The 14,254-nt window shown below is 37.4% G+C and carries 10 protein-coding genes; 6 read left to right on the top strand and 4 right to left on the bottom strand.

The genetic code is table 11. From position 1 onward, the window contains the following. Window positions 1–141: 141 nt before the first annotated feature. Window positions 142–780, bottom strand: a complete 639-nt coding sequence (locus tag DET49_RS11560; protein WP_133548254.1) for a c-type cytochrome — start codon at window positions 778–780, stop codon at window positions 142–144. 75 nt (window positions 781–855) lie between these two features. Beyond that, window positions 856–1,686 carry a universal stress protein gene (locus DET49_RS11555; protein ID WP_133548253.1) on the bottom strand — a complete coding sequence of 277 codons (831 nt, stop codon included), beginning with the start codon at window positions 1,684–1,686 and terminating at the stop codon, window positions 856–858. Window positions 1,687–1,802: 116 nt separating this feature from the next. On the opposite strand from DET49_RS11555, the gene DET49_RS11550 reads away from it, so the two are divergent. Together DET49_RS11550 and DET49_RS11545 are read left to right on the top strand one after the other, a co-directional pair. After that, window positions 1,803–2,258, top strand: coding sequence for an RNA methyltransferase (locus DET49_RS11550; RefSeq protein ID WP_133548252.1), 456 nt, complete (start codon window positions 1,803–1,805; stop codon window positions 2,256–2,258). A gap of 185 nt (window positions 2,259–2,443) precedes the next feature. Then, entirely contained in the window at window positions 2,444–4,390 is a 1,947-nt protein-coding gene (locus DET49_RS11545; protein ID WP_133548251.1) for a M1 family metallopeptidase, read from the top strand. A gap of 495 nt (window positions 4,391–4,885) precedes the next feature. Here DET49_RS11545 and DET49_RS11540 read toward each other — a convergent pair whose 3' ends face one another. Further along, window positions 4,886–6,316, bottom strand: a complete 1,431-nt coding sequence (locus DET49_RS11540) for a TonB-dependent receptor (RefSeq protein ID WP_133548250.1) — start codon at window positions 6,314–6,316, stop codon at window positions 4,886–4,888. Window positions 6,317–6,354: 38 nt separating this feature from the next. Further along, window positions 6,355–7,899: a SulP family inorganic anion transporter gene (locus tag DET49_RS11535; RefSeq protein WP_133548249.1), complete on the bottom strand. Its 1,545-nt coding sequence runs from the start codon at window positions 7,897–7,899 to the stop codon at window positions 6,355–6,357. Between the two features lie 354 nt (window positions 7,900–8,253). On the opposite strand from DET49_RS11535, the gene era reads away from it, so the two are divergent. The 4 genes from era to DET49_RS11515 all read left to right on the top strand — a co-directional run bounded on the left by era (window position 8,254) and on the right by DET49_RS11515 (window position 14,248). Then, a complete protein-coding gene (gene era, locus DET49_RS11530; protein ID WP_133548248.1) occupies window positions 8,254–9,135 on the top strand; it encodes a GTPase Era in 882 nt (293 codons plus the stop codon). Window positions 9,136–9,152: 17 nt separating this feature from the next. Continuing rightward, complete coding sequence (locus DET49_RS11525; RefSeq protein WP_133548247.1) at window positions 9,153–9,971, top strand: hypothetical protein; 819 nt, start codon at window positions 9,153–9,155, stop codon at window positions 9,969–9,971. 111 nt (window positions 9,972–10,082) lie between these two features. Next, a complete protein-coding gene (gene der, locus DET49_RS11520) occupies window positions 10,083–11,390 on the top strand; it encodes a ribosome biogenesis GTPase Der (RefSeq protein ID WP_133548246.1) in 1,308 nt (435 codons plus the stop codon). A 104-nt stretch (window positions 11,391–11,494) separates the two neighbouring features. After that, complete coding sequence (locus tag DET49_RS11515) at window positions 11,495–14,248, top strand: TonB-dependent receptor (RefSeq protein WP_133548245.1); 2,754 nt, start codon at window positions 11,495–11,497, stop codon at window positions 14,246–14,248. Window positions 14,249–14,254 lie beyond the last annotated feature (6 nt).

Raw genomic sequence — 14,254 nt, 5'->3', positions numbered from 1 at the left:
CATTCCGAACAGAGAAGTTAAGCCCGTTAGCGCAGATGGTACTGCTATTTGTGGGAGAGTATGTCACCGCCTTTTTTTTAAAGACCCTTACAGTTAGACTGTAAGGGTCTTTTTTTTACCCTATAGGGAATGAATAATTTATTATAATTCCGTTAAGGGCTTAGGTGAGGGCACAATATTTTCTACAGGCTCCAAACTTTTTAAATAGGCATATATAGCTTTTAGATCATCTTCTTCAACATCTTTGAAATGTTGCCAGGGCATTGGAGGTAATAACATTCGAGCATTTTCAAGGCCTTTATATTTACCTTCTACCATAGCTCTTTTAAATTGTTCAAAATTCCAGCTGCCTATCCCGGTCTGGTGCGGTGTTAAATTTGCTGAATAGCTGATTCCCCAGGGACCTACAAATGCCGTTAAATCAGCATTCATTAACATCCATCCGTTTTCCAGGGCTTGTTTATTAATTTTGGGTAGCTCGCTATTTGCATTAAAACCTGAAAAGGCTAATTCTGAAATTAATTCAGGGCCACTCTCTCCCATTCTTTTTGGAGAATGACAATCGTGGCAACCAATCATTTCTACAAGGTACTTCCCTCTATTTTCAATCGTCTCTTTACTTAGTTTTTTCTCCTGCCGTATTTCAGCCATGAGGTTTTTCTCTATATGTTCCTCTTTGTTATCCTGGCAGGATACCATGGGAACAAATAAAAAAAACAGGAAAACATATAGACTCAAAGAAATTTCTTTAAGGTTATATAAGGCTTTTATTAATTTCATAATTACTGATTTGTAATTATCGAAATTATAAATTCAGTGGAATATCAACTATGGGGAAAATCTTGCGTTTTCAGTTTAGATATCGCGATTTATACTCAGTACAGGAATATCATAGTTATTAATAATCTCTTCGGTAATACTAGGACTAAAAATGGTGTCAAAACCGGTCCGTTTGTGGCTTATACTTGTAAAAAGATCTGGTTTTATTTTGTTTAGGGCCATCCCTATACCTCTGACCTCATTATTTGCATTAAAACATGCTATTTTTATCTCTTTTACCTGGATGTTTTCCAAAAATGTCTTCGTTATATTATCTATTTCATCTTGTTCTTTAAAATCATACGGAGTATTTATATAAACCAGTTCTTTTTCAAGATTCAATTTTTGCAGAATGCGGTATACCTTCTGAAAGGCTTTTTGGGAAACTTCTTTCAAATCTGTTGCAATAAGTACTTTCTTCAGCCTATTAAAATCAAATTGGTGTTTTATAGCTAAAACCGGTACTTTTGATTGACGGATAAGTTTTTGAGTATTAGAACCCATTATTTTTTCAAAACCCTGGGTTCCGTGAGTACCCATAATTACTAGCTCATAATGCTCAGGATTGACAAAATTGATAAGTTCATCCATCCCGGTGTTAAAAATTAAACTATGATCGGCCTCCACACCTTCTTTGATCGCATTTTTCTCCCAGTTTTTTAATTGCTCCCTTGCCGTGTTAATCTGCTCTTTAGTTTCCGGATATTTTTTCTCCTCCTCCACATTTAATTTAGACCAGTCCACACGCGTTGGAACGCTATGCAGAAAACGTAAAGGATATCCCAGGACCTTCGCCATTTCAATCCCGAATTCTGAAGCATTAACTGCAGATTCAGAGAAATCGGTTGGTATAAGTATGTATTTCATAATTTTAATATTTCACCTAAAGTTAAAGGGCATTTACACTATAAAAAATGATAAATATCAGGTTTAATCGGCTAGAAATCCCGTGTAAATTATAATTATTTTATTTTTGGACCCTTATGAAGATAGACAATTTAGAACAGGGTTTTTTTGGTATTGGTATACAAAATGGAAAAACTCCCGAAAATTTAGGGGTACTTTGGCGTTCTGCACAAAATTTGGGGGCTAGTTTTATTTTTACCATTGGGAATAGGTATGCCAAACAGGCTTGTGATACCCATAAAGCTGTAGGTGCAATGCCTTATTTTCATTATAAAACCTTTAAAGAGTTCTATTCACACTTGCCCAAGGGTGCAATGCTTGTAGGGGTTGAAATAACAGCAACTGCTAAACCTTTAGAAACTTTTACCCATCCAAGGCGTTGCGTTTATCTACTTGGTGCGGAAGATCACGGTCTTTCCAAGGAAGCTATAGAAAAATCACATTATTTAGTAAAATTTAAGTCCAGTTTAAGTCTCAATGTTTCCGTGGCGGGTAGTATTATAATGTATGACAGGAATAGTAAACTAATTTAAGTAAAATTTACGCCAATTGGAATTTGAAGGAAATAAGAGCATATTTTGGGAGAATTCAATATCAAGTTCGGGAATTATAAATCTTCATTTATTCATACTTTCCGCTTTTTATAAGTTTCGTTTTTTCAGGATTTTTTAATCAGTTTGGTTAAATTAGCGCGAATTACAATAAAAACTTAAAAATAATGAGATACTTATCCAAAGCTATGCTGGGACTTGTAATTGCCGGACTGTTTTCGGTCGGCGCCAAGGCTCAGGAGGTTGTAGAGAACAACCAAAGTGATTTTAGTGAATTCATGGACCGTACTGGTAATATGTACCGTACTGCTACAGGAAAACCCGGTCCAGAATACTGGCAAAACGAAAGCGATTATAAGATTGAAGCCACTTTAAATGATGAAAACCATACCATGAAAGGTCATATCACCTTGACCTATACCAATAATAGTCCGCAAGACTTGGAATTTATATGGATGCATTTAGAACAAAACAGGTTTACCGAAGATTCGCGGGGAACCCTAACTACTCCTATCCAAGGAAATCGGTATAATGGAGATATAGATGGAGGTTATACCATTTCTAACCTGGAAGCAGAAGTCAAAGGAAGTTCTTCTTCAGAATATTTAATAACTGATACCAGAATGCAGGTTTTCTTTGATAAAGCCATTCCGGCCAATGGAGGTGAAGCTACCATTTCTATGAATTTTGAATATAAAATCCCTGTAGAGGGGATGGACCGAATGGGAAGACTGCAAGTCGAAGATGGTACTATTTACGCTATGGCGCAATGGTTCCCAAGAGCAGCAGTACTAGATGATATAGAAGGCTGGAATATTGAACCTTATCTGGGAGCTGGTGAGTTTTATTTAGATTATGGAGATTACGATTATAAAATCACCGCACCTGCGAGTCATATAGTGGTAGCTTCAGGAGAATTGCAAAATCCTAGACAGGTATTATCCTCTACGGTAAGGGAAAGAATGGAAAGAGCTGCAGAAAGCGATTCTACTGTTTATCTGATTAAACCTGAAGAAGTAAATGATATGTCTCTCAGGGCGAAGCAGGAAGGAACTCTTACCTGGCATTTTAAAATGGAAAATACCCGTGATGTTGCTTTTGGTTCTTCTAAAGCTTTTATTTGGGATGCAGCAAAGATAGACCTGCCTGGCGGGAACAAAGCCATGGCACAGTCTGCTTACCCTAAAGAGAGTATGGGAGATGGAGCCTGGAGCCGTTCTACCCAGTATTCTAAAGCTTCTGTAGAGCATTATTCTAATAAGTGGTTTGAGTACCCTTACCCAGTTGCAGTTAACGTTGCCGCTGATATCGGCGGGATGGAATATCCCGGATTGAATTTTTGCAGTTGGAAAAGTGAGGGTGCTTCGCTTTGGGGGGTTACGGATCATGAATTCGGGCATAACTGGTTCCCAATGATTGTAGGTACCAACGAAAGAAGGTATGCCTGGATGGATGAAGGTTTTAATACTTTTATCAATTATTACAGTACCCTTGCCTTTAATGAGGGTGAATATCCTGCACGTTTAAATAAAACCAGGAATATGACTGGTTGGTTTACCAGCGAACAGCGCGAGGGAATCAATACCTATCCCGATGTCACTAATTTAAGAAACCTTGGTATGACGGCTTATTACAAGCCCGCAATTGGCCTTTTGTTGTTAAGAGAATATATCGTGGGGGAAGAACGTTTTGATAACGCATTCATCTCTTATATAGAAACCTGGGCTTACAAACATCCGCAACCAGCAGATTTTTTTAATCATATGGAAAGTGTTACTGGAGAAAACCTTTCGTGGTTCTTTAAAAAATGGTTCTATGGTACAGGGAATATAGATATTGCATTAGATGGTGTAAGCCCCTATGAAGGAAATTATATAATTTCTCTCGCAAACGAAGGAGAAATTCCAATGCCCGTTAAGATGGAAATTACATATGGGGATGGATCTACAGAATTAGTTAAGCTTCCGGTGGAAATCTGGCAACGTGGTGATACCTGGAATTATTTACACCGAACAGATAAAACTATAGAAAATGTAGAACTAGATCCGACCAAAATTTTACCAGATATAAATTCCGGTAATGATGCCTGGCCAAATTCATTTTACCAGGATTAATTGACATCAAATTAATCCCTGGAATAGATAACTTTATTTATAAATATTATGCAAAAAGCTATTCGGTTACTTCTGAATAGCTTTTATGCATCTTAACTCCATTCTTTTTTGTAAAAAAAAAATACTTTACACATGTTAAAGGGGTAGAAAAAAATCAATATTGAAGAGGTAATAGATAAAATTAGAACTGAAATTTAAAAAATGAAAATTATCTAATTAACTATCGCGAACTTATTATACCAATCAATAGAAGAGGCAGAATTTTCCCATTGGAGCCATCAAGAATACAGGGTGAATGCCTTCGGCTAAAGGCAAGCTGAATTAAAACTTTCGATTTTATATATACGCTATAACAACTAATGTCCTTGCTATGTTAATGATCTCTCCTGAAAGTTTGTTGCTTATAAGCTGCTCTAGCTAAAAAAATATAAAAAATGAAAATCTTTTACTCGCAAATATTTAAAACCTTGGGTTACCAGTTTTTCTAATATTAGATTATTTTTTGGTAAATAATTTCTTTTCGTTAATCATTTTAGTGGTGCTTTCTGGAAGCATAGATTCCCAGCCAGATTTTCCTTCCGTGATCATTTGGTGCACTTGTCTGGAATGGATATCTAAAGTTTCAGGATCGTAATCTTTAATGTCTACCACGCGACCATTATCCTTAAAGTACTGATAGAGTTCCTGCATTCTTGGGTGAACCTTTAAATTCTCACTGGTGATAATCTCACCGGTATCCTCATCTTTCAGGGGATAGAGATAGATCTTAAGACTTTTAAAGAATAATTTTCCGAAAGCTTCCAAAATACCACCACTTAAATGGCGATAATATCTTTCATCAAAGATATCCCGAAGCGTACTTACACCCATGGTAAGGCCCATTCGCTCTTTGGTGTGTTGTCCAAAATATTCAACCACCTTATAGTATTCCTGGAAATTAGAAATCATCACCGTTTGACCTAAAGAGCCTAATAAATCTGCCCGGTCAAGAAAATCCTCCTCGTCTATTTCTCCTTCGCCCTTTAAATTGGATAGGGTAATTTCAAATATCACTACCGTTTTCTCCTTATCCACTTTTCTTTCCTTAAGGAAAAGCTCTAGCGATTTTTCATACATCGCCATGTTTACCTTTGTAACGGGCCTGAAACTTCCGCGAAGGGTAAGAATATTTTTTTTATAGAGTATACTGGCTGGCAGCACATTATTACCGTCTGGAGCAAACATAATGGCTTCGGTGATCCCTTTTTTAAGTAACTCTAAGCTCATTAAGCGGTTGTCTACAGCTTTAAAAGCGGGGCCGCTGAAGTTAATCGCATCAATTTCAATTTTATCAATGGTAAGATGATCAAATAAATGTTTGAGTAAGTTTTTTGGATTATCATGATGGTAAAATGCACCATATATAAGATTTACGCCCATAATTCCCAGGCTTATTTGCTGGTGAGATGCATTATTTTCGTGAAACTGAACGTGAAGGACAATTTCGCTGTAATCTTCTCCTGGTTTGGTTTGGAATCTTATACCCAGCCACCCGTGACCCTTATATTTCTTAGCCCAATCTATGGTGGCAACGGTATTGGCGTAACTAAAAAATAATTTATTGGGATGCTTAAGGCGTGAAATTCGTTCTTCAATAAGACCTGTTTCATAACGCATCATACTTGTTAGTCGATCTTCGGTAACGTAACGGCCGTCATCCTCAATCCCGTATATAGCATCACTAAAATCTTTATCGTAGGCACTTAAGGTTTTTGCCACAGTACCTGAAGCGTTTCCAGCCCTAAAAAAATGGCGGACGGTTTCCTGTCCGGCGCCAATTTCCGCAAAAGTTCCGTAGATATTTTCGTTAAGATTAAGGCGCATAGCCTTATTCTGAACGGAAGTTATTTCTTCAAACTTTTTTTCTCCTTCTGCAATTATAGTCATCTTGTGCGTTTTTAGTTTGAAGTTTAAAGTTAAGAAACTTAAGGCTTATCTACAGCAACTTTATACGTTGGATCTTCAAGAATATTTACATCAATAATTGCATCGGCATTGCTTAACAATCTTCGGCAATCCTGGCTTAAATATCGCAGATGAAGTTTTTTGCCTTGTCTATGATATCTTTCCGTTAATTTATTTAATGCTTCGATCCCGGACATGTCTACCACGCGACTTTCAGAAAAATCTATAATTACTTCTGTAGGATCGTTTAAAACATCGAATTTATCATTAAAGGCTTGAACAGATCCGAAAAAAAGCGGGCCGTAGATTTCATAATGTTTTATGCCGTCTTCGTCTATACGTTTTCTTGCTCGAATACGTTTGGCGTTATCCCAGGCAAAAACAAGTGCCGAGATAATAACTCCAATTAATACCGCTAAAGCTAGGTTATGAAGTATTACAGTTACCACCGTAACCAAAACCATTACAAGAATATCAGATTTGGGCATCCTTCTAAAAGTTTTTAAACTGGCCCACTCAAAGGTCCCCACTGCAACCATAATCATAACTCCGGTAAGTGCAGCCATAGGAAGTAATTCAATCACAGAAGAGCCGAACATAATAAAGAGTAATAAACTTACAGCTGCTACAATTCCTGAAAGTCGAGCTCGAGCTCCGGATGACACATTAATTAGACTCTGACCGAGCATAGCGCAACCCCCCATCCCGGAAAAAAATCCAGAAAGTACATTTGCAGTACCCTGAGCTACACATTCTTTGTTTCCACTACCACGGGTTTCGGTAATTTCGTCTACAATATTTAATGTCAACAAACTTTCAATTAAACCAACCCCGGCCATAATAGCCGCATATGGAAAAATAAGGACTAAAGTATCAAGGTTCAAAGGAACCACTGGAATGTGAAAGGGAGGAAAACTACCTTTAATGGAGGCGATATCTCCCACTGTTTTGGTGTCTATTCCCAGGGCAGTAACAATTCCAAAAACCACTAAAATAGCCACTAAAGTTGCGGGAACTACTTTTGTGAGTTTGGGTAATAGCCAAATAATTAGAATGGCGGTAATTACCAGTCCAAGGTAGGTGTACATTGGCGCACCGGTCATCCATTCTAATTCTCCTGTCAGTGGGTTTAAGGCCTTAAACTGGTCTAGTTGGGACATAAAAATAATAATTGCCAATCCGTTCACGAAACCGAAAATAACAGAATGCGGTACAAGCCGTATAAGTTTGCCGAGTTTTAAAACTCCTGCCAATACCTGGATTAATCCGGCCAGAACAACAGTGGCAAAAATATATTCAGGGCCGTGGGAAACTGCAAGCCCAAAAATAACTACGGCTACGGCCCCTGTTGCGCCAGAAATCATACCGGGTCTTCCGCCTAAAATGGAAGTAACCAGCCCCATAACAAATGCGGCGTATAAACCCGTCAAAGGAGAAAGCCCTGCAATTAAGGCGAAAGCTACTGCTTCGGGAATTAGGGCGAGTGCTACGGTAAGTCCAGCTAAAATTTCGTTTTTGTAATCTACTTTTTGTGAAAAATCAAACAGGTTGAAGATTTTCTGCATCAGAATTTAATTTTAATAAATATTGGAAAGCGGATTTTTCCGCAGGGAATAAATTGTTAGAATATAAGAGGATAAAATCTTAACTCCCTAGGGCGGAGTAAGTGGAGATGACTGTTTATTGCTTCTGTACTTCATAAGAGCCAGTAAAATTAGTTAATTATTTTCAATAGAAAAGTTTATAATATATTAAGTATGCATTTTTAATACTTTCATAATATCAGGCAGGCTGATTATCAATCTGCTAATGAAAATCCCTGGAGCATTAGCAGATAACCTGCTTTAGAAATAAAATTAAACCAAAAGGAGATATCTGTTAGGTAATCGTCTTACCTTTGCAACATAAACATTCGTAAAATGGTACATAAAGCAGGATTTGTAAATATTATAGGGAACCCAAACGTAGGAAAATCCACCCTTATGAATGCTTTTGTAGGCGAAAAGCTGTCTATTATTACTTCTAAGGCGCAAACCACGCGTCACCGTATTTTAGGAATTGTCAATGGTGAGGATTTTCAGATGATTCTTAGTGATACCCCTGGTATTATAAAACCGGCATATCAGTTACAGGAATCTATGATGGATTTCGTTAAATCCGCTTTTGAAGATGCCGATGTTTTGGTGTATATGGTAGAAATTGGTGAAAAGGAGCTGAAAGATGAAGCCTTCTTTAATAAAATAATCGCAGCTGACATTCCTGTTGTTTTATTACTGAATAAAATTGATAAATCCAATCAGGAAGAACTGGAAAACCAGGTGCAGATGTGGACTGAAAAAGTACCTAATGCAGAAATTTTTCCGGTGTCGGCGCTGGAAGGTTTCAATGTAGCTGAAGTTTTTAATAGAATAATAGAGTTATTACCTGAATCTCCAGCTTTTTATCCAAAAGATACACTCACCGATAAGCCTGAACGGTTCTTTGTTAATGAGATAATTCGTGAGAAAATTTTAATGCACTACAAAAAGGAAATTCCATACGCGGTAGAAATTGATACGCAGGAATTTTTTGAAGAGGATAAAATTATTAGAATGCGAAGCGTTATTATGGTAGAGCGCGAAACGCAAAAAGGAATTATTATTGGACATAAAGGTGCGGCTTTAAAAAGGGTAGGTGTGGAAGCACGAAAAGATCTCGAAAAATTCTTCGGAAAACAGGTTCATCTTGAGCTTTATGTGAAAGTTAACAAAAACTGGCGAAGTGATCAACGCCAACTGAAGCGTTTCGGTTATAATGATTAAAAATTCAGTCTTTTCTTATGAAGAATACTTTGCTAGTTCTGAGCTTACTGATCACTGTAAATAGCTATTGCCAAAAGCAGCTTGTCGTTGCAGAAAATAAACCTAGTCACATATTTCATAAAGATTTAAATGAAAAACTGAGTCATTTAAATCTAGAAGATTTACGTGTTAGTGAGGACAAAAAAATCAGAATTTGGAGACAAAATGAAATATTGACTTTTGGTGAAAGTGTTGAGATAACTTATTATGTTTCCCAAGGTGAAAAGACTATTTCAGAAACCTATACTTTGCAAAAAAAATTTAACTTAGATTCTTTGCAAGCGCGAATTCCAGGTTTAAACTTTTTTAAAAATAAGGAGGAACGAAGTAAAATCGATGAATATCCCCTTACCATAGAAATTAATACATCTGAAGCATATCACCAGTTTTCCGGCTACGGGAGTAAAGAGTTAAATGAAATTGTTTTAGATTCTTATGAACAATTTTCATCAAAATCACTCAGAAATCGATTTATAAATCACTTACCTCAAGGGAATTATCGGATAGGAATGGGTGTGATTTCTGTAGACCACTTAATAGGGGATGCAGAAGAAAAAACTGATTTTTATAAAAAAGTGATTCAGGATGCAGAAAGTGAATTGCAAATAAGCCAGGAGACTCCCGCAACCGAGTTCCCTATGATATTTATAAATGAAAAGCCAGCAAATTTCAAAAGTATTAATTTGTTAAATACTTCTACAATGGAAAGTTATAGGATCCTACCGGAGACACCTACAATTAGGGCTATTTACGGAGAGAAAGGTAGAAATGGAGTGATTTTAATAAACACCAAATAATCTAAGTTTTCCATTTTATGCAGCTTAGAGGAAGAAAACATCTTTTTTCCTAACCTCCGTAATATTGCGCAAAAAATCCACTAATTTTGCAACTTAATAAAGAATAGACTTATGGGCAATATTGTAGCCATTGTAGGAAGACCAAATGTTGGCAAATCTACTTTTTTCAACCGATTGATTCAACGCCGTGAGGCGATTGTGGATTCGGTTAGTGGGGTAACCCGCGATCGCCATTATGGAAAATCTGACTGGAATGGGCGTAATTTTTCCCTAATAGATACGGGTGGTTACGTGGTTGGGAGCGACGACATATTTGAAGCGGAAATTGATAAGCAGGTTGAGCTAGCTATCGATGAAGCCGACGCCATTATTTTTATGGTAGATGTTGAAAGCGGGGTGACGCCTATGGATGAAGATGTTGCGCAACTGCTTAGAAAAGTGGACAAGCCGGTGCTTTTGGCCGTAAATAAGGTGGACAACAATAAAAGACTTGAAAATGCGGTGGAATTCTATTCTCTCGGTCTTGGGGAATATTTCCCTATTGCCAGCACCAATGGAAGCGGTACCGGAGATCTGCTTGATGCTTTAATTGAAGCTCTGCCCATAAACGAAGCTGAAGAGGAAACCGAATTACCAAGATTTGCAGTGGTCGGACGTCCAAATGCAGGGAAATCATCTTTCATCAATGCATTGATAGGGGAAGAGCGGTATATAGTTACCGATATTGCGGGAACTACCCGTGATGCTATGGATACAAAATATAATCGTTTTGGATTTGAATTTAATCTGGTAGACACTGCTGGAATTAGAAGGAAGTCTAAAGTTAAAGAGGATCTTGAATTTTACTCTGTGATGCGCTCTGTTAGGGCTATAGAGAATTGCGATGTTTGTTTGGTGATTTTAGATGCCACACGTGGTTTTGACGGACAGGTACAGAATATCTTTTGGCTGGCTCAAAGAAATCGAAAAGGAATCGTTATTCTGGTAAATAAATGGGATTTGGTTGAGGATAAGCAAACCAATACCATGAAAGAATTCGAAGCTATGATCAGGCGCGAAATTGAACCTTTTACCGATGTGCCCATTGTATTTATGTCGGTGCTTACCAAGCAACGTATTTTTAAAGCGATAGAAACTGCCGTTAAGGTTTTTGAAAATCGTAGCAAGAAAATTAAAACCCGCGAACTTAATGATATAATGCTTCCTATAATCGAGCAAAATCCTCCGCCGGCTTATAAGGGCAAGTACGTAAAGATCAAATTTTGCACACAGTTACCCACTCCACAGCCTCAGTTTGCTTTTTTCTGCAATCTCCCACAGTATGTGAGGGATCCTTATAAACGCTTTATTGAGAACAAGCTCAGAAAGGAATTTGACCTTACCGGGGTTCCAATTTCAGTTTATTTCAGAAAAAAATAAAATACCTGTTAAACTTTGTAACGAATCAGGAGTCTAACTACTAATATAGTTAGTGAGGCATTGTTATGTCTTGATTTATCCATTTTTTAACACCTAGCTCTCAAATGAGAATTCTTCTTTTCCTGACCTTGCTATTTTTTGCAGGAAACCTGACAGCTCAAAATTTTGAAATTAATGGGAAAGTAACCGGTCCCCAGGGGGAACCCCTGGAATCGGCCACTGTTTACCTGGAAAAACCTGCGGATAGTAGTTTGGTAACTTATACAATTTCAAATAATTCTGGGGAATTTCAACTTTCCGGAGAGAGTGACATTCAGGCTTTAAATTTGCTTATTTCCTATGCCGGTTTTAAAACCTATATGCGGCGAATTCAAATAGATAAGCAGGTGATGCTTGACGCTATACAAATGCAGATGGCGGATAATTCATTGGATGAAATCACTATAACTTCTTCCAGAGCGCCCGTGAGTATTAAAAAGGATACGCTTGAATTTAACGCAGCTTCTTTTAAAACCCGAAAAGATGCAAATTTGGAGGAATTGTTAAAAGAATTGCCTGGTGTAGAGGTGGCTACTGACGGTAGTATTACTGTTAATGGCACTCCTGTATCGCAAATTAAAGTGAACGGAAAAGCATTCTTTGGTGACGATCCCAAGATTGCCACAAAAAACCTTCCCAAGGAATTAATCAATAAAATTCAGGTCGTAGACAGTAAAACAAAATCTGAAGAATTTACGGGAAAGGAAGGGGATGCTGAGAATAAAACAATCAACATCACCATAGATGAAGATAAAAACCGGGGATTTTTTTCCAGGCTTACTGCAGGCGGCGGAACAGATGATCGCTATGAATTGAGTGGCATTGGGAATTATTTTAAAAACGACATGCGAATAAGTGTTTTAGCCAGTTCAAATAATATTAACTCTACAGGTTTTTCCTTTGATGAAATTTATGATGCTATGGGCCGCAATGCGTATTCAATTACCAGAAGCAGAGGTGGGAATTTTAGTATTAACGGGAATAGTTTTGGAACCGGAAACGGGATAACGGAATCTGATAATGCTGGGTTTAGTTTTGTAAATGAATGGCCACAGGAAACCGAGCTATCCTCCAATTATTTTTACAGTAATGCAGATAACCGTACTGAAAGCAGAACCCAAAGAGAGAATATTTTACCTGATAGAAGGTTCTTTAATTATTCTGAATCCAGCAGTAATCGGGTGAATAATAATCACCGTTTTAGTCTGGGCTTTGAGGTTCAACCAGATACTCTCACCAGGATTTCGGTAAGGCCAAATATAAATACCAACAATGGTAGGTTTTCAAGTTTGTCTTTTACCGAATCGGTGGAGGCAGACGGGACTCCAATAAATACTGCATTAACCAATAATTATTCGGAAGTGCACAGTGTGAATTTCTCTAATCGACTAAATTTTACACGGAAATTCGGTAAAAACGGAGGCTATTATAGTTTAGGTTTTAATAACCAGAACAATGTGTATTCCCAGGATAATAATTTCTTTTCGGAAAGAGAAATCTATAATGAGCAGGGGGCACTGGTAAGCACAGATGTGCAGGATCAGTTCATATCGGAAGAAAATATTGATAACAATTATGGCTTCGATATAAATACTCGTTTTCCTATCACCAAAGAATTAATGTTGGATGTCAGTTATGATTTTGAAAAGGTGAATGGTAGAAATGAGCGCTTGGTTTATGACGCCAATGAGGAAGGAGATTACGTTTTTCTGGTGGATGAATTGAGTAATGAATTTGTTTCGGAATCTTTTATCCATCGTCCGAGTTTGGGGGTGGCTTATAACGGTGAGAAATTAAGAGCCAGTCTTTCAGGTGGATTTCAAAGTATACGCTTAAAGAATGAGGATGTATTTACTGAAACTGCAATTGATAATACCTACGAAAATGTTTTTGCCGATGCATATTTTAGATACAGTTTGGCCCAGGGCAAAGCCATTTATTTTAATTATAATAATTCCTGGAATGCCCCTTCCCTGAATCAGTTGCAGCCGGTAACCAACACTGTGAATCCCTTAAATATTATCACTGGTAATCCCGATCTAAGACCCGCCCTAAGACACAGGTTCTATTTAAATTTTAATAATTATGATTTTAAAACCCGCTCCGGTTTTTATGCTTATTTAGGTGGAAACTTTACTGATGACCAGGTGGTCACCCGTAGTACTGTTGGAGAAGATTTAGTGCGAACCACTACTTATACCAATGTAGATGGTGCTTATAATTATTTCGGAGGGGGAAGTATCGATAAAACATTTGAACTTGAAAAAGAGAGTTCTATTAAAATTAGGGGAGGCGTTTATGGAAATTTTAATAAAAATATAGGCTTTACTAACGGGCAACGTTTTAACTCAAAAACCTTGAACGTGACTCCCAATTTAGGTGTGGAATACAATTTCAGGGACCTGGTAACCATTGAACCATTTTATAGCGTTGAATTTGTAGATGCACAGTACAGCTTTAATAACAGGGAGGAAAAATATCAGAATGAGAATATTTCCTTAGCCATTACTTCGTTCTGGCCAGAAAAATTTGTCATAGGCAGCGATATTGCATATCAGTCTATAGGAAATGCTTCCCCAGGATTTGAAAACTCTTTCTATTTATGGAATGCCAGTTTGGGATATGAAATTCTTGGAGATAATGGAACCATAAAGGTAAAAGTCTTCGATCTATTGGATCAAAATATTGCGACAAGAAGATTTACCGGGGATGACTTTATCCAAGATACGCAGGAACTCGTTTTAGAACAATATTTTATGCTGAGTTTTACTTATAAAATCAGCAAATTTGGAGGAAAAGACCCGAACAAGAGTAGATAGGTAGCC

This window comes from Salegentibacter sp. 24, from assembly GCF_004362395.1.
Classification (GTDB): Bacteria; Bacteroidota; Bacteroidia; order Flavobacteriales; family Flavobacteriaceae; genus Salegentibacter.
Note: the sequence above shows the minus strand (reverse complement) of the source record. Positions and strands in the feature narration are given on the sequence as shown.